We start from the raw sequence: 25,395 nt of genomic DNA on the forward strand, positions 1-25,395 counted from the left end.
GCGGCACCGGCTTCCGGGCGCTGCGCGAAGCGTTGTCTGTCGGCCTACGCAACAAAAAACGCCAGCGATACGTATCGCTGGCGTTTCTTTTACCGCGTCCGAACGACGTATCGTTCGCCGCGCGTCAATCCGTCAATCGCGGTCGTTGTGCTGTTGCTGTGTGCGTTGCCGCAGTTCGTGCAGTTGCGCTTCGACCACCGTCGCATCCTCCGCGTCCGGCCGATCTTCCAGATAGTGTTCGAGGTCTTCGAGCGCGGGCCGCAGATAATCGAGCCGCGCATACGCGAAGCCGCGGTCGCGCACTTCCTCGATGCTGCCCGGCAGCAAGATGACGAGCCGCTGCTGCACGGCGAGCAGCCGCTGCCACCGCTCGGTCTGCAGATACGTCGATTTCAGGTTGCGCAGCATCCGCGCGACGATCTCGCGGCGCGTTGCCGGTTGCAGCAGCATGCGCAGCGCCCGGCCCACCGATTCGCCCGCCTTCGCCACGTAAGGTTCGAGCATGTCGACCATCTCGGATTCGCTCAGCGAATTGCCCGAAATCGGATCGAGCATCATTTCGCCTTCGGGCATCGTGACGCGCAGCAGGAAATGCCCGGGAAACGATACGCCGCGCGCCGGGATGCCAACCTGCTCGGCCATCTCCAGGTACAGCACTGCAAGCGAAATCGGCACGCCGCGCCGGCGCTTGAGCACCATGTTCAGGTGGCTGTTGTCCGGATCGTAGTAGTCGTTCAGATTGCTCGCGAAACCCAGCTCGCGGAAGAAGAACCGGTTCAGGATGCCGACGCGTTGCTTGATGTCGGCATCGTCGGGCATGCGGCGTTTCAGACGTACCGCGAGTTCGTCGATTTCGGCGAGGATGCCCTGCAGATCGACGTCGGGATAAGCGTCCTGGGCCAGCGACAGTGCCGCTTCGGTCAGCGGCAGACTGTCGTCCTCCGCGACGAGTGTGCTGAAATAATCGAGAACCCGCGTCGTCGTGATCACTTCGCTCGCCTTCTGAAATACGCGTACTTGAAACCCATGAGCCAGAGCATACCGAAATATAGCGCCGCGAACAGCACGAGGCACGCGCCGAGCAGCGCGATCCGCGCGAGCGGCTCCGCATGCAGGCCGATCCAGTCGAAATTCACCGCGAACCAGTGCATCGTCCCGGCCAGCACGAGACACGCGCCGATCAGTTGCGCGAAAAACACCGTCCAGCCGCGCGACGGCATATAGATACCGCGGCGGCGCAGCATGAAGAACAGCAAGCCCGCGTTCATGCACGAACCGAGGCCGATGCTAAGCGTGAGGCCCGCGTGCGCGAAGATCGGCACGAAGATGTAGTTGCTGATCTGCGTCGCGATCAGCACGGCGACCGCGATTTTCACCGGTGTCTTGATGTCCTGCTTCGCATAGAAACCGGGCGCGAGAATCTTGATGAGGATCAGCCCGATCAGCCCGACACCGTAGGCGGACAACGCGCGACCGACCATCACGACGGCGTTGGCGTCGAACTTGCCGTAGTGGAACAACGTGGCGGTGAGCGGTTCGGCGAAGAAAAACAGCGCGACTGCGCTCGGTGCGGCGAGCAGGAACGTCACGCGCAGGCCCCAGTCGAGCAGCGACGAGTATTCGTGTGGATCGGCGTCGACGTGCGCCTTCGACAGGCTCGGCAGCAGGATCGTGCCGAGCGCGACACCGAGCAGCGCCGTCGGGAATTCCATCAATCGGTCTGCGTAATTGATCCACGATACGGCGCCGGGCCCGATACGCGAGGCGATGTTCGTGTTGATGATCAGGCTGATCTGCGCGACGGATACGGCGAACATCGCGGGCAGCATCTTCGCAAGCACGCGCTTCACGCCGCGGTGCGCGAGCGCTTTCAGCGGGTTCAGGCCGATGCGCGGCAGCATGTCGATCTTCTTCAACCCCGGCAACTGCACGAGAAACTGCAGCACACCGCCCGCGATCACCGCCCAGGCGAGCGCATAGACCGGTTTTTGCAGATGCGGCGCGACGAACACGGCCGCGACGATGAACGCGACGTTCAGCAGCACCGGCGCGAATGCCGGCAGCGAAAAGTTCTTGTAGGTGTTGAGCACGCCCGACGCCAGCGACGTCAGCGAAATGAACACGATGTACGGGAACATGATCCGCGTCATCGATACGGCGAGCGGGTAGGCCTGTCCGTCGGCGCGCAGGCCCGACGCGACCACGAACACGACAAACGACGCACCGAAAATGCCGAGCACCGACAATACGGCCAGCACCCAGGCCAGCACGGTCGAGGTCGCGTCGACCAGTGCCTTGGTCGCGTCGTGGCCCTGCTGGTTCTTGAATTCGGCGAGGATCGGCACGAACGCCTGCGAGAACGCGCCCTCGGCGGAAATGCGGCGCAGCAGATTCGGAATGCGGAAGGCGACGTAGAACGCGTCGGTGTATTGGCTGGCGCCGAACGCACGGGCGATCAGCGTTTCGCGGGCCAGTCCGGTCACGCGCGACAGCAGCGTGAAGCCGCTGACCGTCAGCAGGGCTCGGAATAGATTCATGGGGCGCTCATTATACGGGTGCCGGACCACCGAACGGGCGTTCGGCAGATAGAACGCTTCGGACCGGTTTGCGCGGCAGTCGTTCGACGGCACGGGATTTCCGTCGGTGCAGGGCCAGCCGGGCGCCGGTTGTGTCCCCGGTTGTGTCCCTTTAGGCCGGCGACGCCCCGCCCGGCCGGACCCACCGTTTCGTTTGCCACATGCCTGATTTTGTTGCTATAATCGCCGGTTTCCAAGCTTGCTCGACTGTCGGGCTGCTGCGCGGGCCGTAGAAACTGGCCGATTTCGCGTAGACCGTCGTCGAATTTTATTTTTTGCGCCTCTGGGCAATCGCTTCCAGAGGTCGGATCAAAAGCAGCGCCCGCCCCTTTCAGGTCAGGCTCTGGAAACAGGAACAGGATAAGGAACCGTCATGGCTAACACCGCACAAGCACGTAAGCGCGCCCGCCAGGCCGCCAAGGCTAACTCGCATAACTCGGCGCTGCGCTCGAAGTTCCGCACCGCCATCAAGGCTGTTCGCAAGGCAATCGAAGCCGGCGACAAGGCCAAGGCCGCTGAAATTTTCCAGGCATCGTCGAAGACCATCGACATCATTGCCGACAAGAAAATCGTTCACAAGAACAAGGCTGCTCGCCATAAGAGCCGCCTCGCTGCAGCCCTCAAGGGCCTGCAAGCGCCCGCAGCACAGTAATCCTGGCAGGTCCGCGACAGCGGACCGCCTCCTGTTTCCGCTGCGTCATTAAAGCCCGCTTTGGCGGGCTTTTTTGTTTGTCCGGCGGTGTGACGGAGCATGACGTGAATGCGTAAAAAAACCCGCTGAGGCGGGTTTTTCCAATGACACGACTTTTGCTGCACCGTTGCTGCACACCTACCCGGCCGCACCCTTGCGCGTACCGTGCTCAGGCGGCAACTCACAGGCCTCCGTCACGACAAGGTCGTTGTCCTTCGCAAAGTTCAGCACGAAATCGAAGGCCATCGGTTCGATGTCGCGCAAACGCGAGTCGAGGATCACGCACTTCAGATTGCCGAGCATCGTAGGACGCACATACAGCGAGTACTGCAGTCTGGCATTCGGCCCTTTCGCACCCGGCCCGAAACACGACATCACGCCAGCGAGTCGCTCCGACCAGTCGCTCGGCCGAAACGTCTTTCCGCTGTGCGTAATGCCTTGGATGAAATACTCGGTTGGGGGTGCTTCGGCCATGTAGATTACCTGTTGACTGCCCGGCAAAGCGCCGGCTAACGCCGCTGCGTGTGTGATTGCGCGAACACGCTGCACACAGCCCGCAGTACGTGCCGCCAGGTGCTACAGGCAGCCTTAAGACGGCCGGGGCAGCGACCACGACAGCGACCATAACGGTGCATCGCAAGGAAAGCGTGCCGGGTGTGCGACCCGCGTTCCGACAAGCAGCGAACCTGCTGGCCGGACTTCAGAAAACCGCGCAATTATAGCGCAGCGGACCTCTTTCCGCACTGCACACAGACCGTTCCGCCCCGCTTGAATGACGTCCTGCCGCGCCCAGACGGCTCTCGCGGCCGGCTCGTCAAACGGAGCAAAATCCTTTATGCTGCATCGAGTTACCACAAACGACGGCGGCGCCGTCCGGCACTTTCGCCGGGTCAGTCCGCCGTATTTGTTTTTATGACCGCCAAGAAAATTCGTCACTATCTGCAGTTCAAGGATTTCTCGCTGGACGACTACGAGTACGTGCTCGAACGCGCACGCATCCTGAAACGCAAGTTCAAGAATTACGAGACGTATCATCCGCTGCACGACCGCACGCTCGCGATGATCTTCGAGAAGAACTCGACGCGCACGCGCCTGTCGTTCGAAGCGGGCATCTTCCAGCTCGGCGGTCACGCGGTGTTCATGAGCACGCGCGACACCCAGCTCGGGCGCGGCGAACCGATCGAAGACGCGGCTCAGGTCATCTCGCGGATGGTCGACATCATCATGATCCGCACGTTCGGCCAGGACATTCTCCAGCGCTTTGCCGACAACTCGCGCGTGCCGGTCATCAACGGTCTGACCAACGAATATCACCCGTGCCAGGTGCTGGCGGATATCTTCACGTACTACGAGCATCGCGGGCCGATTCGCGGCAAGACGGTCGCGTGGGTCGGCGACGCCAACAACATGCTCTACACGTGGATCGAAGCCGCGCAGATTCTCGGCTTCAAGCTGCAATTGTCCACGCCGCCCGGCTACAAGCTCGACCACGGGCTGGTTTCAGCGGATAGCGCGCCGTTCTACAAGGAATTCGACGATCCGGACGAAGCCTGCGCGGGCGCCGATCTCGTCACCACCGACGTCTGGACCAGCATGGGTTTCGAAGCGGAAAACGAAGTCCGCAAGAAAGCCTTCGCGGACTGGTGTGTGGACGCGGACATGATGGCGCGCGCGCGCCCCGATGCACTCTTCATGCATTGCCTGCCGGCGCACCGCGGCGAAGAAGTCAGCGCGGAAGTGATCGACGGGCCGCAAAGCGTGGTGTGGGACGAGGCGGAAAACCGCCTGCACGTGCAGAAAGCGCTGATGGAATTTCTGCTGCTCGGCAAGCTGAATCACTGAGCCGTACGCGCTATTCCAGGCCGGGTGGCCAAACGGCTTTCAGGTTCGAAACGTGCCTGGAAAGACTGCGAGGTCGCTTCGCACGCAGAGCATCAGAGACACACCGGTTCCATTTCAAGCTCCACGTCGAAGCGGCGCAGCACATCCTCGCGGATCGCGCGGGCCAGCGCGAGCACCTCGGCGCCAGTCGCGCCGCCGCGATTCACCAGCACGAGCGCTTGTCGCTCGTGCACGGCGGCCGCGCCAACGGCCCGGCCTTTCCAGCCGCACTGATCGATCAGCCATCCAGCCGCCAGCTTCACGCTGCCGTCGGGTTGCGGGTAGGACACCACCTCCGGCTCGCGCGCCTTCAATGCGGCAAAGCGCGCGGCATCGATGACCGGGTTCTTGAAGAAGCTGCCTGCATTTCCCAGTACCGACGGGTCGGGCAGTTTTGCGCGGCGTACCGCCACCACCGCATCGAAGATCGCCCGCGCATCCGGTGCATCGGCCTGTTGCTGGACAGCGAGTTGTCGCGCGAGATCGGCATAGGCGGCGCGCGGCGTCCAGGCTTTCGGCAACCTGAACGTTACCGATGCGATCGCAAAACGGTCCCGCCCTTCCTGCTTGAAAAAACTGTCGCGATACCCGAACCGGCACGCGGCGGCGTCCATTTCGACGATATCGCCGGTGGCGAGATCCACCGCGCGCAGCGAGGCGAAACGCTCGGCCATCTCGAGCCCATACGCACCGATGTTCTGGATCGGCGCTGCGCCGACAGTACCCGGAATCAACGCCAGGTTTTCGAGGCCGGGCAGCCCGTGATCGAGCGTCCACGCGACGAACGCGTGCCAGTTCTCGCCGGCTGCCGCTTCGACGTACCATGCGTCGCTGTCTTCGCGAATTACCCGACGCCCCTGCAATGCGACGAGCAGCACCAGGCCGTCGAAATCGCCGGTCAATACCAGGTTGCTGCCGCCGCCCAGCACGAGCCGGCGCAGCCCCGCCGCCCGCGGGTCGCGCACGGCCGCCGCGAACTGCGCTTCGTGCTCGATCCGGCAGGCGACGCGCGCGCGCACGTCGAAGCCAAAAGTGTTGTGCGCCCGTAGCGGGTAACCGGCAACGAACGAAGGGGAATCAGGCTGGGGCATTGAAATACACGGGAAGAACGAGGTGGTCGATCGATCAGGATCGCGCAATGCTTCCATGACATCGCTGCATATTGCGCAGCGGCCTTGGGCAAACGAGGTGGCGCCGGTAAAATGACAGCCGGTCCATGATTATAGCGAGAGCGTGGTGCGCAGCCCCTGCCGCGCCGCGCACGCAGCACTATTGGGAGAAAGCAATGCCATCGTTTGACGTCGTCAGCGAAGCCAACATGATCGAAGTCAAGAACGCGATCGAGCAGTCCAACAAGGAAATTTCCACCCGTTTCGACTTCAAGGGGTCCGATGCCCGTGTCGAGCAGAAAGAGCGCGAACTGACCGCGTTCGCCGACGACGAATTCAAGCTGGGCCAGGTCAAGGACGTCCTGCTGTCGAAGATGGCCAAGCGCAACGTCGACGTGCGCTTCCTCGACTACGGCAAGATCGAGAAGATCGGCGGCGACAAGCTCAAGCAGGTCGTCACCGTGAAGAAAGGCGTGTCGGGCGATCTCGCGAAGAAAATCGTCAGGCTCGTGAAGGACAGCAAGATCAAGGTGCAGGCGAGCATTCAGGGCGATGCGGTACGCGTGACCGGGACGAAACGCGACGATCTGCAAGGCGTGATCGCGATGCTGCGCAAGGATGTCACCGATACGCCGCTCGATTTCAATAACTTTCGCGACTGAGGCGACTGAGGCGGCTGAGGCGACTGAGGCAGCCTGCACAGGCGGCGCGGTCAACGTGACCGTTTAGTCGATGCAACCGCAGCAACCAATGCAGCTAGCGCGCCGGCACGGCAAACAGCGCCGCGCGGCCCGGCTCATTCAGCGGCGACGCTGCTGTTGCTTGTTACCACCGGCGCCCTGGCCCGCGTCGTCCTTCTTCCCACCGAGCCGGCTTTCCTGCCCCGCCATCAGCTTCGCGATATTGCCGCGGTGACGCCAGATCAATAGCGCGCTCATCACGACGATTGCGAGCGTGACGATACTCGGCCCAAACAGGAAACCATCGTAAAGCGGTGCGAAGATCGCGGCCACCAGCGCCGCCAGCGACGAATAGCGAAAGAAGAACGCGACGATCACCCACGTCAGCAGCGTGGCGAGACCCAGCAGTGGATTGATTGCGAGCAGCACACCGGCCGCGGTCGCCACGCCTTTGCCGCCCTTGAAGCGGAAGTACAGCGGGTACAGGTGCCCGAGGAACACGGCGATCGCCGCCAGCGCAACCGCGTCGTCGTCGAGACCGTAATGCGCGCCGAAGCGATCGACGAGCCAGACCGCGAGCCACCCTTTGAACGCATCGCCGACCAGCGTCAGGATTGCTGCCGTCTTGTTGCCGCTGCGCAGCACGTTGGTCGCGCCGGGGTTCTTCGAACCATACGAGCGCGGGTCGGCCAGCCCCATGACAGCGCTGACGATCACGGCAAACGACACCGAACCGATCAGATAGGCCGCGACGGCGACGATCAGGTTTTCCATGTTGGGGCTCTTTTGTCTCTTGGTCTTAGGGGGAAGGCGCCGCCGCTGCACGCGAACACGAGTGCAACGGCCGCCATTCTACCGAACCGCCACAGCGCTTCACGTCGAGCGTCAACCTGGTCACTCCACGCTCGCGCATTGCACCGGTTTCGCATCGAGCAGCGTGGTGAGTACGACGGGCTCGATGCTGACGAGAAAACCGCGCCGCCCGCCGTTCAGCAGAACGCGTTCGAGTTCGAGCACCGTCGATTCGACATACACCGGCATCGCCTTGCGTGTGCCGAACGGCGACGTACCGCCGATCAGATAACCGGAGTGTCGGCTCGCGACTTCGGGCTTGCATGGCTCGACACGCTTCGCGCCGATCTGCCGGGCGAGGTTCTTCGTCGAGACGGTACGGTCGCCGTGCATCAGGACGATCAGCGGTTTTGCATGCTCGTCTTCCATCACCAGCGTTTTCACCACGTGATGCTCGTCGACGCCGAGCTGGCGCGCCGATTCGGCGGTGCCGCCATGCTCGACATAGTCATACGGATGCTCGCCGAACGCGACACCGTGCCGGCGCAAAAACTGGGTCGCGGGGGTTTCGGAAACGTGTCTGGATTTGCTCATCGGCGCATTGTAATGGCCGTGCCGCGCAACGGCTATTTGCCCTATCCTCGATTGTGCGCGGCCGTGGCTTGTGGCACGATCGTTCGAAAATCGTCGCACGGATAGGCCGGATAGACTCGTCACCGAGGTCGTTCAGCAGTCATCCAGACGATGCGGCAATCATCCTGCATGGCACCGGAGACAGCATTGAATATCGACCCACAGGGCGCGAGCACGCCCACCCTTCGTTCGGCCATCGACGTCCCCGCCCTGCTCGCCGCACTGCCCGCACGCATCGCCGAGCTTCCGGCGCGCGCGGCGGCCCGGCAGCCCGAACATCCGGCGCTCATCGAAGACGCACGCAGCCTGACTTATGCGCAATTCGCCCTGGCGATCGATGGTGTAGCCGCGATCCTGCAGGCGCAAGGCGTGCGCGGCGGCGACCGCGTGATGATCGTGGCAGAAAACAGCATCGTGCAGGTGGTACTGCTGTTTGCGGCAGCGAAGCTCGACGCATGGGCGCTCGTATCGAATGCACGACTCTCCGCCGCCGAACTCGACGCAATCCGCGCGCATGCGCAACCGCGCATCGTCGCGTACGCGGTGGAAACCTCGCCCGACGCGCGACAGCATGCACAACGTCATGACGCACAGGCGGCGCCCGCGCTTGCCACCGATATCGGCGCCTGGTCGTACGCACTCGACGCCAGCGTCGCCCCCGAACCGGTCGAAGTCGCCAACGACCGTCAATGCGCCGCCCTCATCTACACGACCGGCACCACCGGCGCGCCGAAAGGCGTGATGCTGTCGCATCGCAACCTGCTGTTCATCGCCGGGATTTCGAGCTCGCTGCGCCGCATCGGTCCGAACGACGTGGTCTACGCGGTGCTGCCGATCTCGCATGTGTACGGCCTCGCCTCGGTGTGCCTCGGCAGCATGTTCGCGGGCACGACGCTGCGGCTCGCCCCGCGCTTCTCGCCCGAAGCGGTGCGGCGCGCGCTCGCCGAAGAACGGATCTCGATCTTCCAGGGCGTGCCCGCGATGCACGCAAAGCTGCTCGAGCATCTGCAGGCGCAGGGCCATGCGTGGTCGGCGCCGCATCTGCGGTTTGCTTACTCAGGGGGCTCGCCGCTCGATGCGGCACTGAAGGCGCGCGTCGAAGGCGTGTACGGCGTCACGCTGCACAACGGCTACGGCATGACGGAGAGCAGCCCGACCATCGCGCAGACGATGCTCGATACGCCGCGCGCCGATTGCTCGGTCGGCCAGGTCATTCCCGGCGTCGATGTGCGCTTCGTGACGCTCGACGGTGTCGAAGCCGCGCCCGGCGAAATCGGCGAGCTGTGGGCGCGCGGCCCGAACGTGATGCTCGGCTATTACCGCAACCCGGAACAAACGCACGCCACCGTCACCAGCGACGGCTGGCTGAAAACCGGTGACCTCGCCCGCCAGGACCCGGACGGTGCGCTGCATATCGTCGGGCGCAGCAAGGAGCTGATCATCCGCTCGGGCTTCAACGTCTATCCCGCCGAAGTCGAGCATGTGTTGAATGCGCACCCGGAGGTCGTCCAATCGGCGGTGGTGGGTCGAGCGGTGGAGGGCAACGAAGAGGTCGTCGCGTTCGTCGAACTGGCGGCCGGTTCGACGGTAGCGCCCGATGTGCTTGCACAATGGTGTAGGGAGCGGCTGGCGCCGTACAAACAGCCGGCTGAGATCCGCGTGCTTGCGGCACTACCGGCTGCGTCGACGGGCAAGATTCTCAAGCACAAGCTGCGCGACGTTGTTTGACGCCGCGACCGCTCATCACCCCCGCGGATGATGCGCAGCATGCAACGACTTCAACCGCTCGCGCGCAACGTGCGTATAGATCTGCGTCGTTGAAATATCGGTGTGCCCGAGCAGCAACTGCACGACGCGCAGATCGGCGCCGTGATTCAGCAGATGCGTTGCGAACGCATGCCGCAGCGTATGCGGCGATAACGGCGCGTGGACGTCGGCGGTTTTGGCATGGCGCTTGATGATGTGCCAGAACTGCTGCCGCGTCATACCTTCCGCGCGCGCGGTAACGAACAGCGCATCGGCCGCGCGTGCGCCGAGCAGCTCCGGCCGCGCCTCGCGCAGATAGCGCTCGATCCAGCCATGCGCTTCCTCGCCGAACGGAATCAGTCGCTCTTTCGAACCCTTGCCCAGTACGCGCACCACACCTTCGTTGAGCCCGACCTCGACGGTCTTCAGCGTAACGAGTTCGGTCACGCGCAACCCGCTTGCGTACATCAGTTCGAGCATCGTGCGATCGCGCAAGCCGAGCGGCGTATCGACATCGGGTGCGCCGAGCAGCGCTTCGACCTGCGCTTCGGTCAGTGTCGAAGGAAAGCGTGCCGGCTGCTTCGCCGAACGGATGCGCAGCGTCGGGTCGACAGCCGCGCGATGCTCGCGCACGGCCCACGCGTAGTAACGCCGGAACACCGACAGCCGGCGGTTCGACGAAGTCGACTTGTCTTTCTGGCGCACCACGCTATAGGCGGTCAGATCGGGTTCGGCGGCGATGTCGAGCGACAGGTCGCGCGTAGCGGCAAGCCACTCCGCAAAAAGCCGCAAATCGCGCCGGTAGGCATCGAGCGTGTTGCGGGACAGTCCGTGTTCGAGCCACAGCGCGTCGCAGAACGCGTCGATCGAAGCGTTGCTGGCCGTGAAGAGCGGCGACGTTGCAACGGTGTCGGAGGAAGAGGAAGCCGCGGCCGTGCTCGAAGCGGTTTCGCTCATAGCGCGAGACCCATCTGCTTCATATGGCCACCGCCCGCATACGGCACACCTTCATGCGTGAGCAGCCAGCGCTTCACCTCGCGCAAATAACCCTCGCCATCCTCATGCGCAAAGCCGCCGATCCAGTTCGACCCTACCACGCGATGACACGGAATCACGATCGGGAAATAGTTCGAACCGCACGCCTGGCCGACTGCACGCGGCACACTGTCGACTTTCTTCGCGAGTTGTCCATAAGTCAGCACGGTGCCCGGCGGAATGTCGCAGATCGCCGCCCATACGCGGCGCTGAAACGCGGTGCCGACGTGCGCGAGCGGCAGATCGAACGTGGCCGATGCACGTTCGAAGTAGCGCTCGATCTGCTTGACCGCATGCAACGCAAGCGGCGAGGCGGGCGCGATGTTGTCCACCGAAACGGGCAAATAAACGATCTCGCGCACCATGCCGTCTTCGAGACGAATGCCGACCTTGCCGAACGGTGCGTCGATTACTGCGTGGAACATCGTTGCCTCCTACTAGCCCCGCGGTGTGCGTTCCTGCCGCGAGATGAAGCCGGAAAATCCTGCTACTTTACGCCGCTTCGAGCGCCCATTGAACATGCTCGCGAACCAGCGGCGACGGATCGTCCGCGCGCCGGCGCAGTGCGTCGACGATCGCGCTACGCGCAGCGCCGGCAAGCGTTGCCGCATCGGCGCGCAGCGCGTTACCCATACCGACCGCAAGATTGCGCAACCAGCACTCGTAGCCGATGCGGCGTATCGCGCTACCTTGCATCCGCGTATCGAAATCGCTGGCGCTCCAGTCGAACAGCTCGACCAGCGACGCGCGGTCGAGCCCATGCCGTACGTCGAAATCGGCGACCGGCGCGGCCTGGGCGAACTTGTTCCATGGACACACGAGCTGGCAGTCGTCGCACCCATACACGCGATTGCCGATCAGCGGTCGCATATCTTCGGGAATACTGCCTTTCAGTTCGATCGTCAGATATGAGATGCAGCGCCGCGCGTCCACCTTGTACGGCTCGACGATCGCCCCGGTCGGGCATGCGTCAATACACCGCGTGCAGCTTCCGCAATGCGCGCCGGCGGTTTCGGGTGCGCTATCGGGATCGATCGATGCGTCGGTGGGTAGCGGCAGATCGACATAGATTTCGCCGAGAAAGAACAGCGAACCGGCATCGCGCTGCAGTAGCAGCGTGTGCTTGCCGCGCCAGCCGATCCCCGCGTTCTGCGCAAACGCCACTTCGAGCACCGGCGCCGAATCGGTGAAGACGCGATAGCCGTAGGCACCGATTTCCGCTTCGATGCGCTCCGCGAGCTGCTGCAGCCGCTGGCGCATGACCTTGTGATAATCGCGACCGCGTGCATAGATCGACACGACCGCTGCGGACGGATCGGCGAGCCGCGCCATTTCGTCGGCACGCCAGTCAGGTGCATCAGGAGCGGGCGAGGAATCGCTTTCGGTCACCTTTCCAGCGTGCGTTCCGGTCAGCGTCAGCGCGGGCAAATAGGCGATTCTGGCGGTGATCACGCGTCGCGTACCGGCCACAAGCTCGGCCGGCCGCGCGCGTTTCGTCCCATGTTTGGCCATATAATCCATCTCGCCGTGGTAGCCCGCCTCGAGCCACGCAGCGAGTCCCGACTCGGCATCGGGCAGTTCGGTATCGCTGATACCGAGCGCACCGAAACCCAGTTCGCGGCCCCATGTCTTGATGCGCAGGGCGAGCGCTGTCAGCGCCGCTTCATCGAAACGACGCATGACACGCGCATCGTCATCGGACGCAGGCGTGTCTGCAACGGGGTACTGCGGACTTCGGTTCATCACGCCATTTTACGAGAATGCCCGACCAGCCCGATCGCCTTCTTCAATTGCCCGCTAGCGCCCTGCTCGAGCGCCACTTCGCGCTCGCGGACGAAGCCGCCACCATTGCGTTCGGTGTGCGCTTCGCGGACGCGATCGAAACCGTGCGTACTGCGCTGCTGCAATCAGGTGGCCAGCGTACGTTCCAGGGGCTGCAAGTGCAGCTCGTCGGCGATCTCGGCGCGGGCAAAACCACCCTCGTGCGCGCGACCTTGCGCGGCCTCGGCCACACCGGTCGAGTGCGCAGCCCGACCTACACACTCGTCGAACCGTATGCGGTCGAGCGTCCCGATGGGGAACTTGAGCTGTATCACTTCGATCTGTATCGATTCACCGATCCGGCCGAATGGGCCGATGCCGGCTTTCGCGAGTACTTCGATTCCGGGGCGATCTGCCTCGTCGAATGGCCGCAACAGGCGGGCGGTCTGCTGGGTACGCCGGATCTCGTTTTCTCGCTCGAAGTCGCTGGTGATGGGCGCCTGCTCGTCGCCCACGCATACAGCGAACCAGGAAAAGCATGTCTCGAAAGATGTTGATCAAACCGTTTCATTCGATCGAAGCAGCCGCCACCGCGACGCATAACTGGCGGCGCAGGCAGATCCTGCGCGCCGGCGCGTCGACGCTGATTCTCGGCCTCGTCGCACCGCGTCTCGCGCACGCGAGTTCGGTGCTCGGCGTGCGCGTATGGCCAGCACGCGACTACACCCGCGTGACGATCGAATCCGATCAGCCGCTGCAAACCACACAACAAACTCTGCAGTCGCCCGACCGGCTGGTGGTGGACCTGACCGGCCTCGATCTCGATCAGGCGCTGCGCGACCTGGTCTCGAAGATCACGCCGAACGATCCGCAGATCCAGGCCGTGCGGGTCGGGCAGTATCAACCGCACGTCGTGCGGATGGTGTTCGACCTGAAGGGATCAGTGAAGCCGCAGGTGTTCACGCTGCAACCGATCGGCGCTTACAAGTACCGCCTGGTGTTCGATCTGTATCCCGCCGTTGCACCCGACCCGTTGATGGATCTGCTCGCGCAGTCCGAGCACAAGCAACAGCAGCTCAACGACAGCAACAGCACGCCGCCCGCGACACTGAGCGGCCCAGCCACGCCGCCCGCCGGGACCGACAACAGCGATGCGTTCTTCCAGCGCTACGCGCAGAACAACCCGCCCGCGGGCGACACCGTGCGTCCGCCGACGCGCGTCACGCCGACGCCCACCACACCGACGCGTCCGTCCGGCAAGCCGCCGGTGGCACCGCCCACGGCGATCGCGCGCAACGACAATAGCGACGACAGCCGCGATGACAACGGCAGCGGTGACGACAGCTACAAGTTCACGGCGCCGAAGTCCGGCAACGGCAGCACCGTGCGTCTGCTCACGGTCGCGATCGATCCCGGTCACGGCGGCGAGGACCCGGGCGCGATCGGCGGCGGCGGTACATACGAAAAACACATCGCGCTCGACATCGCAAAGAAACTGCGCGCGAAGATCGACGCGCAGCCGAACATGCGCTCGATGATGACCCGCGACGCCGACTTCTTCGTACCGCTCAACGTGCGCGTGCAGAAAGCGCGGCGCGTCGGCGCGGACCTGTTCGTGTCGATCCACGCCGATGCGTTCACGACGCCGCAGGCGAGCGGGTCGTCGGTGTTTGCGCTGTCGGATCACGGCGCGTCTAGCGCCGCGGCACGCTGGATGGCGAACAAGGAGAACTCCTCGGATCAGATCGGCGGGATTAACGTGAAGACCGCCGACGCGAGCGTCAATCGCGCACTCTTCGACATGTCGACCACCGCGCAGATCCGCGATTCAATGCGCTACGGCAATTTCGTGCTGAACGAGATCGGCGACATCAACAAGCTGCACAAGGGCTCGGTCGAACAGGCCGGCTTCGCCGTGCTGAAAGCGCCGGACATCCCGTCGATCCTCGTCGAGACCGCGTTCATCAGCAACCCCGACGAGGAACGACGGCTTAACGACGACGCCTATCGCGACAAGATGGCGAACGCGATCCTGAAGGGTATCAAGCGCTATTTCGCGGCGAACCCGCCGCTGGCGAAAAACCGCATGGCGTAGGCGTGCCTAGACGTGCATCGATGATGACGGTGCGTCGCGGGCAGTAGAATGGGCGATCGTCCCCTTCTTCCCCGAGCGCGCCATGTCCTCCTCGATCAAAGCGGTCCTCAAACCTCATTTGCGCGACATCGGCAATCTCGCCGTGCGGCGTGTGCTGCCGGCAATGGCAGCGCGCCTGGTGGGCCCGTTCATCTTCTTCGACCACATGGGGCCGGCCACGCTCGCAGCGGGCGTCGGTCTCGACGTGCGCCCCCATCCGCACATCGGTCTCGCGACGGTCACCTATCTGTTCGAAGGCGCGATCATGCATCGCGACAGTCTCGGCACTGAGCAGAAGATCGTCCCCGGCGACGTCAACTGGATGACAGCCGGCCGCGGCATCGTTCATTCGGAGCGCACGCCGCCGGCTGAACGCGCAGCCGGCACGACCATCAACGGCATCCAGACCTGGGTCGCGCTACCGCTAGCGGACGAAGACATCGAGCCGTCGTTCGAACATCATCCAGCCGCAACGCTGCCGCAGATCGAGCGTAACGGCGTCACGCTGCGTGTCATCGCGGGCACGGCGTTCGGGCACACGGCGCCGGCCAGAACGTTCTCGGGCACGCTCTATGTGGCCGCGCACTTCACGCCGGGCAGCGCATTTGCGCTCGAACCGGAGCACGACGAGCGCGGCGTGTACCTCGTGGAAGGCGATCTCGCGATCGACGGCACACCGCTCGAACCCGGCCAGATGGCGGTGCTCGTGCCGGGCGAAACCGTCACGCTCGCGAGCACCGGCGGGGCGACTGTGATGCTGGCGGGCGGCGAGAAGCTTGAAGGCGAGCGTTTTATCGAATGGAACTTCGTCGCGAGTTCGCGCGAAAAAATCGAACTTGCGAAAACCGCCTGGACGGATCAGCAGATGGGCAAGGTGCCCGGCGAGACCGAATGGATTCCGTTGCCGGAGCGCAAGCCGGCCTGAGCTGGTTGCATGAGCAAACCTCATAGGCACGCCGCACGAGCGTGCCATCTGAGCATCAAGCATTGAATTCAGCGCTTTCACCCCTATCTGCACGCGATAGTCACACCGATGAGGATGCAATGGACACCACCCTGGCCACTTTCGAAAAAGACGTGATCGCAGCGTCGACGCTGGCCCCCGTGCTGGTCGACTTCTGGGCGCCGTGGTGCGGCCCGTGCAAGACGCTCGGACCGATGCTGCAGAAGCTCGAAACCGAGTACGAAGGCAAATGGCGGCTCGTCAAGGTCAACGTCGACGAGAACCAGGAACTCGCCGCGCACTTCGGCGTGCGCAGCATCCCGCACGTCGTCGCATTCGCGGACGGCCAGGCGGTCGACCAGTTTGTCGGCGTGCTGCCGGAAAGCCAGTTGCGCGAATTCCTCGACCGGCTTGTACCGGACGGAGCGGATGCGGCGCGGCAGAACGCGCAGGCCGCACTTGCCGAAGGCCGGCGTGAAGACGCGTACGACGCGCTGAAAGCCGCCCTCGCCTACGATCCCGGTTATGAAGACGCGCGGCTCGATCTGATCGAGCTGCTGCTCGACGACAATCGTTTCGACGAAGCGCGCAACGAAGTGGACCTGCTGTCGCCGAAAACGACCCAGGGCATCGATGCACGCTACAACGCAATCAAGACCCGGCTCGATGCACTCGATGCCGCCGCCGACCTGCCGCCCACCGATGCCCTCGAAGCCCGCGTCGCCGGCAACCCCGCCGACCTCGAAGCGCGCTTCGACCTGGCAAGCGCACTGATTGCACGACGCAACTACGCCGGTGCGCTCGAACATCTGCTCGAGATCGTCCGGCGCGACCGCGCGTTCCGCGACGACATCGGCCGCAAGACGATGCTATCGGTGTTTGACCTTGCCGCTCACCAGCCAGAACTGGTCGCGCAATGGCGGCGCAAGCTTAGCGCAGCGCTGTTCTAAACGCCGCGCGCGGGCGAGAGATCTGTGCACACCGATAACGGGCTTGCGCTGGCCGCGTGAAGGGCCGAGCGCGAGGATTGCAGTGCGGTAGTGCGGCGAACAGGCTCTAGCCCGCGCGTTGCGCAAGCGCACGCAGCACGTGCGCGGCGGCTGCAAAGCCGAAGCTCGCGGTCACGCACACACTTGACCCAAAGCCCGCGCAGTTGAGTCCCACCGGCCCGCTCGCGGCCATCGGTTCGTCCTGATCGTTTAGTTCGTCCAGATCATCGACACTGGGCCCGGCTGCGTCCGGATAGATCAGCGGTTCGTCCGAATACACCGCACTCACCTTGAACTTCGCCTTCGGTCCACGCGGAAAGCGATGCTGCTTGCGCAACTGCCCGCGCACTTTCGACAGCAGCGGGTCCTGGATCGTCAGCGCGAGATCGTCGATGCGGATGCGCGTCGGATCGAACTGGCCACCCGCACCGCCCACCGTGATGAGCGGCTGCCCCTGCTCGACGCACCATGCGATCAGCGCGGTCTTCGTGCGCACACTGTCGATCGCATCGATCACATAATCGAAGCCGCCGCCAAGCAACGCCGGAAAATTGCCCGCCTCCACGAAGTCCTCGACGACCCGCACCTTGCACGCAGGATCGATCAACGCAATGCGTTCGGCCATCGCATCGACTTTCGGTTTGCCGTAGTTGCCGTCGAGCGCGTGGATCTGCCGGTTCGTATTGCTTTCCGCGACGTTGTCGAGATCGATCAGCGTCAGCGTACCGATCGCACTGCGCGCGAGCGCCTCGGCCGCCCACGACCCCACCCCGCCAATCCCGATCACCGCCACATGCGCGCGCTCGAATGCGGCGAGCGCCGCTGCGCCGTACAGGCGCGCAACGCCGCCGAAGCGCCGCGCACGGTCGGCATCCGCCGCGGTTTCAATTGCGGCGATGCTCGGAGTAACATCGGAAGGGGCGTTCGCGTGAGGCGTGGACATGATCGGAGGCTCGTCGAAAAACAGGCTGGGCAGGCTGGGGCATGCGGTGCCCGAAAGCCGTATTTTGCCCGATCGGGCCGATTCGGCGGTATCGGGCGCCCGCCTGTATTCCATATGCGCTGTGGGGCTGCACACAGAAAATTCGTTCCTTAGCTATACTGGCCCCACTGTAGTGCTCGCATAAGAAAATGACCTCACTCGCCGAACTTCGCAAAAATTATTCGCTCGGTTCGCTGGACGAAGCCGACGTCGATCGCGACCCGATCCAGCAGTTCAACGCGTGGTTTGCCCAGGCCCAGGACGCACAGATTCCCGAACCCAACGCCATGACGCTCGCCACTGTCGACCCGCGCGGCCGGCCGTCGGCGCGCATCGTACTGATCAAGGGTGTCGACGCGCGCGGTTTCGTGTTCTTCACCAACTATGAAAGCCGCAAGGGCCGCGAACTCGCGAACAACGCCTACGCGAGCCTGCTGTTTCATTGGGTCGAACTCGAACGGCAAGTGCGTATAGAAGGCACTATCGTTAAGACTGACGCAGAAGAAAGCGACACCTATTACGCATCGCGCCCGCTCGGTTCGCGAATCGGCGCATGGGCATCGGATCAAAGTCAGGTAATTGAAAGCCGCGCACAACTCGAAGCGCGCGAGCGGGAAATCAGTGCGCAGTATGGCGACCATCCGCCACGCCCGCCGCACTGGGGCGGCTATCGCCTCGTTCCCGACTCTATCGAATTCTGGCAAGGCAGGCCGTCGCGGCTGCACGACCGTCTGCGCTACACGCGGGACTCGACCGGTGGTGCCGGCGGCAACTGGCGCATCGCTCGCCTCGCACCTTGATGCAGCGGATAAAGCCGGCGAAACACGACGGCACGAGCCGCCGGTTTCACTGGTTGGATCGCGTGTGCTGTGCTGTGTGGTAAGTGAGTAACCGCGCAACTGCACACAGCGAATCAGCAGGCTTTGCTTTGAATTTCATTGGACACGGAGAAATCACATGTTCTGGGAGAAGAAGCTGGCGCAGTGGGTAGAAGACGTAAAGAGCACGGCCAACCTGCCCGCACGGCTCGTGCTGTGGGACGGCCAGCAACATGACTTCGGGCAGTTCGCCACGCCCCAGGTCACGCTGCACGTGAAGAGCGCAACCGCGCTGCCGTATCTGCTCGAACCGAGCCTCGACAATCTGGGCGAGGCGTACGTGAAGGGCAAGATCGACATCGAAGGCAAGCTGTCGGACATCATCAACATCGGCTATTCGCTCGCGCGCAGTACGGTGACGAGCGCGAGCAAGCTGGCGCGCGTGCGACGCTACTTCAATCACTCGAAGTCGTCGGACAAGAAGGCGATCCAGTATCACTACGACGTCTCGAACGAGTTCTACAAGCTGTGGCTCGACGAGAACATGGTGTACTCGTGCGCGTACTTCGAGAACGGCGATGAAGACCTCGCCACCGCGCAGATCAAGAAGATCGATCACATCCTGACGAAGATCCAGTTGCAGCCGGGTCAACGTCTGCTCGATATCGGTTGCGGCTGGGGTGCGCTCGTGCTGCGCGCGGCGCAGAAGTTCGGCGCGCAATGCGTCGGCGTCACGCTGTCGCAGAACCAGTTCGATCTCGCTACCGCGCGTGTGAAGGCGGCGGGGCTCGAAGACAGGATCGAAATCCGGTTGCAGGACTATCGCGACGTTCCCGGGCAGTTCGACCGGATCACGAGCGTGGGCATGTTCGAGCACGTCGGACGCAAGAATCTGCCGGGCTACTTCCAGAAGGTTCACGACCTGCTCGTCGACGACGGCATCGCGATGAATCACGGCATCACGTCGTCGGATTCGGACAGCGGCGAAACGGCGCTCGGCGGCGGCGAGTTCATCGATCGTTATGTGTTCCCGGACGGCGAGTTGCCGCACATCAGTCTCGCGCTCGAATCGATGCAGCGCGGCGGGCTCGAAGCGGTTGACGTCGAGAGTCTGCGCCGTCACTATGCGCACACGCTCGACATCTGGGCAGACAATTTCGAAACGCATGCGGAAGAAGCGAAGAAACTCGTCGACGACGAGAAATTCCGCATCTGGCGCGTGTACCTGGCAGGCTGCGCCTACGCGTTCGAAAACGACGACGTATCGATCTACCAGGTGGTGTGCCGCAAGTCCGGACGCAGCGCGAAAACGCTGCCGTGGTCGCGGCGCTATATGTACGACAAACCGCTGTAAACCCGTTGCGCCGAAGCCGTGCACGACGGCTGCGGCGCAACCTTGACTTCACAGCAGAACCCGATGGACGAACGCGCGTTGGCGCAATCCGCGCAGAAAATGAATGAGGCCGGCGACGCTGGCCTTGAAGACGAAGACCAGTTCGATCTGTTCGGCATGCCGGTGGTACCAGCGACCCCGGCAGCGCCGGCTGTCACTTCTTCCGCTCCTACCGCTCCCGTCGAGACGAAAAAGCGCCGCGCCCGCGACGTGCTCGCTGCCGAACCTTCCGCCGATTTACTCGAGATCGCCGCCTCACTGCCACCGAACGTGCACCTCGGCACGTCGTCGTGGTCGTTTCCAGGCTGGAACGGTATCGTCTACGGCGACGAGTACAGCAACAGCAAGCTGTCGCGCGATGGCCTCCCCGCCTACGGTGCGCATCCGCTGCTGCGCACGGTCAGCATCGACCGGTCGTTCTACGCGCCGTTGCCGGTCACCGATTACCTGCGCTACGCACAGCAGGTGCCGGACCATTTCCGCTTCATCGTCAAGGCGCCGGCGCTCGTCACCGACGCGACGGTGCGCGCCGAACGCGGCGAACCGGTCTCGGCCAACCCGTGTTTTCTGAACCCGCAACTCGCCATCGACGAGTTCGTCCGGCCGTGTATAGACGGTCTCGGTGCAAAGGCCGGCGCGCTGGTGTTCCAGATCTCGCCGCTGCCCGACGAGATGCTCGCCGAACCGATGCTGTTTATCGAACGCCTTGCCGCGTTCGTCGCAGCGCTGCCGACGCTGCCCGAAGGCACCTGCTATGCGGTGGAAATTCGCGACTCCAGCATGCTGACGCCGCGCTTCATCCGCACGCTGAAGGCGGCGGGCGTGCGCTACTGCGTGGGCATTCACGCGCGCATGCCGGACCCGTTGCGGCAGGCGGCCGCGCTGGCGTTGCTCGATGCAGAAGCAGATGCACCATCCGGCCCGCTGATCGTGCGCTGGAGTCTGCACGGCGGTTTCCGGTATGAGCAGGCGAAGGCCAAATACGAGCCGTTCGACCGGCTCGTCGACGAAGATCCGCAAACCCGCCGCGCACTGGCCGAGCTGGCAGCGAGGTACGCGATTGCGGGGCAGCCGGTGCTGATCGCGGTGAATAACAAGGCCGAAGGCTCGGCGCCGCTCAGCTGTGTGGAACTCGCGCGCCTGATCGCCGAGGCGATCGAGCGGATGCGGCACGACGGCTGATTATTGCCAACCGTCGTGGAACGTCTACACGTTCTGCGAGTAGCGGCGCTCACCGTTCTGGCGAGCGCCGCCGCTAGTCGCTTACCCTGCCTTGATCCGGTGCGCGAACTTCTGACGGAATTTCGCGACCTTCGGCGCGACCACGAACGCGCAATAGCCCTGATCCGGATGCTGCGCGAAATAGTTCTGATGATAGGCTTCGGCCGCCCAGTAATTGCCGTCTAGCGGCAGGACCTGGGTGACGATCTGTCCGTCGTAGATGGCCTCGGCGGTGATCTCGCGGATGGCCTGCAGCGCGGTCTCGCGTTGCGCATCCGAATGCGTGAAAATCACCGACCGGTACTGCGTGCCGACGTCGTTGCCCTGGCGGTTCAACTGGGTCGGATCGTGGATCGCGAAGAAAATATCGAGGATCTCGCGATAGCTGATTTTCGCCGGATTGAAGGTGACGTTGACGACTTCCGCGTGCCCCGTATCGCCGTCGCAGACCTGCTCGTAGCTCGGTCGCTGCGCATGGCCGCCGGCGTAGCCGGATTCCACCGCGTTCACGCCATCGACGCCGAGAAACACGGCCTCGAGGCACCAGAAACATCCGCCGCCTAGCGTGGCGGTTTCGACTGATTCACTCATGCTGCGACTCCTCGTTCGATGCGGCACCCCGGCGGGCCAACGTTGCCAACCCAACGATGCACGGCCGGTCCGTCCGCGATTCCGTTAAAATTTGGACAAATCGCCGACTTTCAATATGACTTTTGAATCAATTCTTCCCGCTGCAGCGTCAAGCACGGTCACCGGGCCGCGATGGCCAACGAAGCGGGCAACCCTCCGATGAAGCACGCCACACCACCCAATTTCGATGCCGCCGAGTTCAAGCGCGCACTCGCACAGTTCGCCACGGGCGTCACCGTCATTACCACGCGCGCGCCGTCGGGCCAGTTGCTCGGCATCACGGCGAGTTCGTTCAATTCGGTTTCGCTGGCGCCGCCACTTGTGCTGTGGAGCCTCGCCACGCGCTCCGCATCGATGCCGGTGTTCAGGGCGAACAGCCATTATGTCGTGAATGTGCTCGCCGCGTCGCAACTCGATCTGTGCACGCGTTTTGCCACGGTGAAGGGCGACCGCTTCGAGGGTGTCTCGCATGCCGAGGGCGATAGCGGCATGCCGGTACTGGACGGCGCGCTGGCCTGGTTCGAGTGCCACAACCGCAGCCGCTATGACGAGGGCGACCATGTGATCTTCGTCGGCGAGGTGGAGCGCTGCGGGCTACATGAGAACGTGGCCGAGATGGCGCCGCTCGTCTTCCAGAACGGCAAGTTCCACGGGCTGAAGTCGTTCTGAGGCAACTGGTATCGCCCAGATCACCGCCGCCTCGACTGCACTGCGGCCTTGCTGCCGCAATAACAACGAGCTGACGCCGGGCTACGCCTGGCCGCCGCCCGCAGCCCCCAGCCGCGTACCCGCCTCCACCAGCGCCACCGGCACACCCGAATCTTCCTTGAGCGTCTGCAGCACGATGTTCGAGCGGATATCGAGCACCCCCGGCGCCTTATACAGCCGCTCCAGCACGAAGTCCGAATAGTGTTTGAGGTTGTGCGCAACGACCCGCAGAAGATAGTGCGTTTCGCCCGTCACGACGAAGGCGCCGACCACCTCCGGCCAGTCGCGCACCGCTTCGGCAAAGCGCTCGTGCCAGTTCGGTTGCTCGTTGCGCATCGATACCTGCACGAAGGCTTCCAGTTCGAAACCGAGCACATGCTGGTTCAGGCAGGCCCGGTAGCGTTCGATCACCCCCTGCTCTTCCAGCAGCCGCAAACGCCGCAAGCACGCCGACGGCGACAGCGAAATCCGCTCCGCGAGGTCGAGGTTGCTGATCCGTCCTTCTTGCTGAAGCACCGCCAGAATGCGGCAATCGGTGGCGTCGAGCGAGATCGCGTTCATTTTCGGTCTCCCTTTCCGGTTTGGATCAAATTATGTTCCAAGAGACAGGAAAAAACGAGATTTATTCGCAAGCTTATTTCGCCGCGTTTTGCCTATCATTCGATAGGCAAGATAGACCCACGAAGCGAAACCATGAACACACTCTGGGACATCACCCCCGCCGTCGATACCGCCACGCCCGTCTGGCCGGGCGATACGCCGGTCGGGATCGAACGCATGTGGCGCATCGAAGCCGGTTCGCCGGTCAATGTCGCGCGACTCACGCTGTCGCCGCACACCGGCGCGCACACCGACGCACCGTTGCATTACGACGCGAACGGCCTCGCGATCGGCGAGGTACCGCTCGACGCCTACCTCGGTCGCTGCCGCGTGATTCACTGCATCGGCGCCGCGCCACTGGTGGAACCGCGGCACGTAGCGGCTGCGCTCGTCGATCTCGGCAACATACCGCCGCGCGTGCTGCTGCGCACCTACCAACGCGCGCCGACCTCCGCGTGGGACAGCGCGTTCTGCGCGGTCGCGCCAGAGACCATCGATCTGCTCGCCGCGCATGGTGTGAAGCTGATCGGCATCGATACGCCGTCGCTCGATCCGCAGGAATCGAAAACGATGGACGCGCATCACCGGATCCGCGAACACCGGATGGCAATTCTCGAGGGCATCGTGCTCGATGCCGTCGCGCCCGGCGACTACGAACTGATCGCGCTGCCGCTCAAGCTCACGACGCTCGATGCCAGCCCCGTGCGCGCCATACTGCGCGCGCTGCCCGAGCGTACGTGAAGCGTGTGACATCCCGGCATGTGTCGTCCAGGTTCTTTGCCGGCTTATTTCTCCTTTCCCGACTCACTGGAACCTCATGAACAGCCGTGACGAAGCTCTGGCGCTCGACCGCGCCGATCCGCTGGGCGCGTTGCGCGACCAGTTCGCGCTCGCCTCCAACACGATCTATCTGGACGGCAATTCGCTCGGCGTCCCACCGGCCGCGGCCGCCCAGCGCGCGCAAACGGTGATCGCCGCCGAATGGACGCAAGGTCTGATCCGCAGCTGGAATAGCGCCGGCTGGTTCGCGTTGCCGCGCCGCCTCGGCAACAAGCTCGCGCCGCTGATCGGTGCTGCTGAAAACGAAGTCGTCGTTACCGATACGATCTCGATCAACCTGTTCAAGGTGCTTTCCGCGGGTTTGCGGTTGCAGAACGAGCGCGATCCGAAGCGCCGCGTGATCGTCTCCGAGCGCTCGAATTTCCCCACCGATCTTTACATCGCGCAGGGACTGATCGAACAGCTCGATCGTGGCTATGAATTGCGTCTCGTCGACGATCCGGCGGAACTGCCCGATGCGATCGGCGACGACACCGCGCTCGCGATGATCACGCACGTCAACTATCGCACCGGCTATATGCACGACATGGCCGCGCTCACACAGTTGATCCATCGTAAAGGTGCGCTCGCGTTGTGGGACCTCGCGCACTCGGCGGGCGCGGTACCCGTCGATCTGAACGGCGTCGACGCCGATTACGCAGTAGGTTGCACGTACAAGTATCTGAACGGCGGCCCGGGTTCGCCGGCATTCGTGTGGGTGCCGCAGCGGCACCAGAATGCTTTCACGCAGCCGCTCTCCGGCTGGTGGGGACATCGCGCGCCGTTCGAGATGAATCCGCAATATCGCCCCGACGATGGTGTGGGACGCTTTCTGTGCGGTACGCAACCGATGGTGTCGATGGCGCTCGTCGAATGCGGGCTCGATGTGTTTCTGCAGACCGACATGCAGGCGATCCGCAGCAAGTCCCTTGCGCTCACCGATCTGTTCATCGAACTGGTCGAGGCGCGTTGCAGCGAGTTTCCGTTGCAGCTCGTCACGCCGCGCGCGCATGCGCAGCGCGGCTCGCATGCGAGCTTCGAACATCCGCATGGCTACGAAGTGATGCAGGCGCTGATTGCGCGCGGCGTGATCGGCGATTATCGCGAGCCCCGTGTGCTGCGCTTCGGCTTCACGCCGCTCTATACGCGTTACGTCGATGTGTGGGACGCCGTCGAAACACTGCGCGATGTGCTCGCGAGCGAGGCCTGGCGGGCGCCCGAATTCGCCACGCGCGGCGCGGTGACCTGAGGAGC

The 25,395-nt window shown here is 63.6% G+C and carries 26 protein-coding genes; 14 read left to right on the top strand and 12 right to left on the bottom strand.

The features are described 5' to 3' along the window. Nucleotides 1-132: 132 nt before the first annotated feature. Nucleotides 133-990: a SirB1 family protein gene (locus tag M0D65_RS06695; protein WP_091011202.1), complete on the bottom strand. Its 858-nt coding sequence runs from the start codon at nt 988-990 to the stop codon at nt 133-135. Next, on the bottom strand, nt 987-2,537 hold the full coding sequence (gene murJ / locus M0D65_RS06700) for a murein biosynthesis integral membrane protein MurJ (protein ID WP_091011201.1): 1,551 nt from the start codon (nt 2,535-2,537) through the stop codon (nt 987-989). Before murJ ends, M0D65_RS06695 begins: the two co-directional genes overlap by 4 nt. 412 nt (nt 2,538-2,949) lie before the next feature. Between murJ and rpsT the strand changes: the two genes are divergently transcribed. Beyond that, nucleotides 2,950-3,228, top strand: a complete 279-nt coding sequence (rpsT, locus tag M0D65_RS06705) for a 30S ribosomal protein S20 (protein ID WP_091011200.1) — start codon at nt 2,950-2,952, stop codon at nt 3,226-3,228. Between the two features lie 177 nt (nt 3,229-3,405). On the opposite strand, the gene M0D65_RS06710 is transcribed toward rpsT, so the two are convergent. After that, the gene (locus M0D65_RS06710; RefSeq protein WP_091011199.1) at nt 3,406-3,741 is read right to left on the bottom strand and encodes a DUF3579 domain-containing protein; all 336 of its coding nucleotides are present in this window, start codon (nt 3,739-3,741) and stop codon (nt 3,406-3,408) included. 438 nt (nt 3,742-4,179) lie between these two features. Here M0D65_RS06710 and argF point away from each other — a divergent pair, with 438 nt between their 5' ends. Further along, nucleotides 4,180-5,109, top strand: coding sequence for an ornithine carbamoyltransferase (gene argF, locus M0D65_RS06715; protein WP_091011198.1), 930 nt, complete (start codon nt 4,180-4,182; stop codon nt 5,107-5,109). Nucleotides 5,110-5,201: 92 nt separating this feature from the next. Here argF and murB read toward each other — a convergent pair whose 3' ends face one another. After that, a complete protein-coding gene (gene murB, locus M0D65_RS06720; protein WP_266251959.1) occupies nt 5,202-6,239 on the bottom strand; it encodes a UDP-N-acetylmuramate dehydrogenase in 1,038 nt (345 codons plus the stop codon). A gap of 194 nt (nt 6,240-6,433) precedes the next feature. Between murB and M0D65_RS06725 the strand changes: the two genes are divergently transcribed. Beyond that, complete coding sequence (locus tag M0D65_RS06725) at nt 6,434-6,919, top strand: YajQ family cyclic di-GMP-binding protein (RefSeq protein WP_091011196.1); 486 nt, start codon at nt 6,434-6,436, stop codon at nt 6,917-6,919. 138 nt (nt 6,920-7,057) lie between these two features. On the opposite strand, the gene plsY is transcribed toward M0D65_RS06725, so the two are convergent. Beyond that, complete coding sequence (gene plsY, locus M0D65_RS06730) at nt 7,058-7,711, bottom strand: glycerol-3-phosphate 1-O-acyltransferase PlsY (protein ID WP_091011195.1); 654 nt, start codon at nt 7,709-7,711, stop codon at nt 7,058-7,060. A gap of 120 nt (nt 7,712-7,831) precedes the next feature. After that, complete coding sequence (locus M0D65_RS06735) at nt 7,832-8,323, bottom strand: aminoacyl-tRNA deacylase (protein ID WP_266251960.1); 492 nt, start codon at nt 8,321-8,323, stop codon at nt 7,832-7,834. Nucleotides 8,324-8,491: 168 nt separating this feature from the next. Between M0D65_RS06735 and M0D65_RS06740 the strand changes: the two genes are divergently transcribed. Then, complete coding sequence (locus M0D65_RS06740; RefSeq protein WP_266251961.1) at nt 8,492-10,090, top strand: class I adenylate-forming enzyme family protein; 1,599 nt, start codon at nt 8,492-8,494, stop codon at nt 10,088-10,090. A gap of 15 nt (nt 10,091-10,105) precedes the next feature. On the opposite strand, the gene xerD is transcribed toward M0D65_RS06740, so the two are convergent. The 3 genes from xerD to queG form a co-directional block, all read right to left on the bottom strand. Next, complete coding sequence (gene xerD / locus M0D65_RS06745) at nt 10,106-11,065, bottom strand: site-specific tyrosine recombinase XerD (protein WP_266251962.1); 960 nt, start codon at nt 11,063-11,065, stop codon at nt 10,106-10,108. Then, a complete protein-coding gene (locus M0D65_RS06750; protein ID WP_266251963.1) occupies nt 11,062-11,568 on the bottom strand; it encodes a methylated-DNA--[protein]-cysteine S-methyltransferase in 507 nt (168 codons plus the stop codon). Before M0D65_RS06750 ends, xerD begins: the two co-directional genes overlap by 4 nt. Nucleotides 11,569-11,635: 67 nt before the next feature. Then, entirely contained in the window at nt 11,636-12,886 is a 1,251-nt protein-coding gene (gene queG, locus M0D65_RS06755; protein WP_266251964.1) for a tRNA epoxyqueuosine(34) reductase QueG, read from the bottom strand. A 17-nt stretch (nt 12,887-12,903) separates the two neighbouring features. Here queG and tsaE point away from each other — a divergent pair, with 17 nt between their 5' ends. The 4 genes from tsaE to trxA all read left to right on the top strand — a co-directional run bounded on the left by tsaE (nt 12,904) and on the right by trxA (nt 16,931). Continuing rightward, nucleotides 12,904-13,461 carry a tRNA (adenosine(37)-N6)-threonylcarbamoyltransferase complex ATPase subunit type 1 TsaE gene (gene tsaE / locus M0D65_RS06760; RefSeq protein WP_266251965.1) on the top strand — a complete coding sequence of 186 codons (558 nt, stop codon included), beginning with the start codon at nt 12,904-12,906 and terminating at the stop codon, nt 13,459-13,461. After that, a complete protein-coding gene (locus M0D65_RS06765) occupies nt 13,443-14,999 on the top strand; it encodes an N-acetylmuramoyl-L-alanine amidase (protein WP_266251966.1) in 1,557 nt (518 codons plus the stop codon). The genes tsaE and M0D65_RS06765 overlap by 19 nt, the downstream gene beginning before the upstream one ends. Nucleotides 15,000-15,081: 82 nt before the next feature. Continuing rightward, nucleotides 15,082-15,963: a pirin family protein gene (locus M0D65_RS06770; protein ID WP_266251967.1), complete on the top strand. Its 882-nt coding sequence runs from the start codon at nt 15,082-15,084 to the stop codon at nt 15,961-15,963. 119 nt (nt 15,964-16,082) lie between these two features. Continuing rightward, complete coding sequence (gene trxA / locus M0D65_RS06775) at nt 16,083-16,931, top strand: thioredoxin (RefSeq protein ID WP_266251968.1); 849 nt, start codon at nt 16,083-16,085, stop codon at nt 16,929-16,931. A 106-nt stretch (nt 16,932-17,037) separates the two neighbouring features. On the opposite strand, the gene tcdA is transcribed toward trxA, so the two are convergent. Continuing rightward, on the bottom strand, nt 17,038-17,913 hold the full coding sequence (gene tcdA, locus M0D65_RS06780) for a tRNA cyclic N6-threonylcarbamoyladenosine(37) synthase TcdA (protein WP_266251969.1): 876 nt from the start codon (nt 17,911-17,913) through the stop codon (nt 17,038-17,040). Nucleotides 17,914-18,101: 188 nt separating this feature from the next. Between tcdA and pdxH the strand changes: the two genes are divergently transcribed. The 3 genes from pdxH to M0D65_RS06795 all read left to right on the top strand — a co-directional run bounded on the left by pdxH (nt 18,102) and on the right by M0D65_RS06795 (nt 21,345). Then, nucleotides 18,102-18,752 carry a pyridoxamine 5'-phosphate oxidase gene (gene pdxH / locus M0D65_RS06785; protein WP_266251970.1) on the top strand — a complete coding sequence of 217 codons (651 nt, stop codon included), beginning with the start codon at nt 18,102-18,104 and terminating at the stop codon, nt 18,750-18,752. Between the two features lie 157 nt (nt 18,753-18,909). Beyond that, nucleotides 18,910-20,124, top strand: a complete 1,215-nt coding sequence (locus M0D65_RS06790; protein WP_266251971.1) for a cyclopropane-fatty-acyl-phospholipid synthase family protein — start codon at nt 18,910-18,912, stop codon at nt 20,122-20,124. A 99-nt stretch (nt 20,125-20,223) separates the two neighbouring features. After that, nucleotides 20,224-21,345, top strand: coding sequence for a DUF72 domain-containing protein (locus M0D65_RS06795; RefSeq protein WP_266252043.1), 1,122 nt, complete (start codon nt 20,224-20,226; stop codon nt 21,343-21,345). 81 nt (nt 21,346-21,426) lie between these two features. Here M0D65_RS06795 and msrA read toward each other — a convergent pair whose 3' ends face one another. Then, nucleotides 21,427-21,975, bottom strand: a complete 549-nt coding sequence (gene msrA, locus M0D65_RS06800) for a peptide-methionine (S)-S-oxide reductase MsrA (RefSeq protein ID WP_266251972.1) — start codon at nt 21,973-21,975, stop codon at nt 21,427-21,429. Between the two features lie 198 nt (nt 21,976-22,173). Here msrA and M0D65_RS06805 point away from each other — a divergent pair, with 198 nt between their 5' ends. Next, on the top strand, nt 22,174-22,683 hold the full coding sequence (locus M0D65_RS06805) for a flavin reductase family protein (RefSeq protein ID WP_091011182.1): 510 nt from the start codon (nt 22,174-22,176) through the stop codon (nt 22,681-22,683). 81 nt (nt 22,684-22,764) lie between these two features. On the opposite strand, the gene M0D65_RS06810 is transcribed toward M0D65_RS06805, so the two are convergent. Next, on the bottom strand, nt 22,765-23,283 hold the full coding sequence (locus M0D65_RS06810) for an Lrp/AsnC family transcriptional regulator (RefSeq protein WP_091011181.1): 519 nt from the start codon (nt 23,281-23,283) through the stop codon (nt 22,765-22,767). A gap of 132 nt (nt 23,284-23,415) precedes the next feature. On the opposite strand from M0D65_RS06810, the gene kynB reads away from it, so the two are divergent. Together kynB and kynU are read left to right on the top strand one after the other, a co-directional pair. Then, nucleotides 23,416-24,063 carry an arylformamidase gene (gene kynB / locus M0D65_RS06815; RefSeq protein ID WP_266251973.1) on the top strand — a complete coding sequence of 216 codons (648 nt, stop codon included), beginning with the start codon at nt 23,416-23,418 and terminating at the stop codon, nt 24,061-24,063. A gap of 76 nt (nt 24,064-24,139) precedes the next feature. Beyond that, nucleotides 24,140-25,390: a kynureninase gene (kynU, locus tag M0D65_RS06820; protein WP_266251974.1), complete on the top strand. Its 1,251-nt coding sequence runs from the start codon at nt 24,140-24,142 to the stop codon at nt 25,388-25,390. The last annotated feature ends 5 nt before the right edge of the window (nt 25,391-25,395 follow it).

This window comes from Paraburkholderia sp. CHISQ3, from assembly GCF_030464945.1.
GTDB lineage: Bacteria > Pseudomonadota > Gammaproteobacteria > Burkholderiales > Burkholderiaceae > Paraburkholderia > Paraburkholderia megapolitana.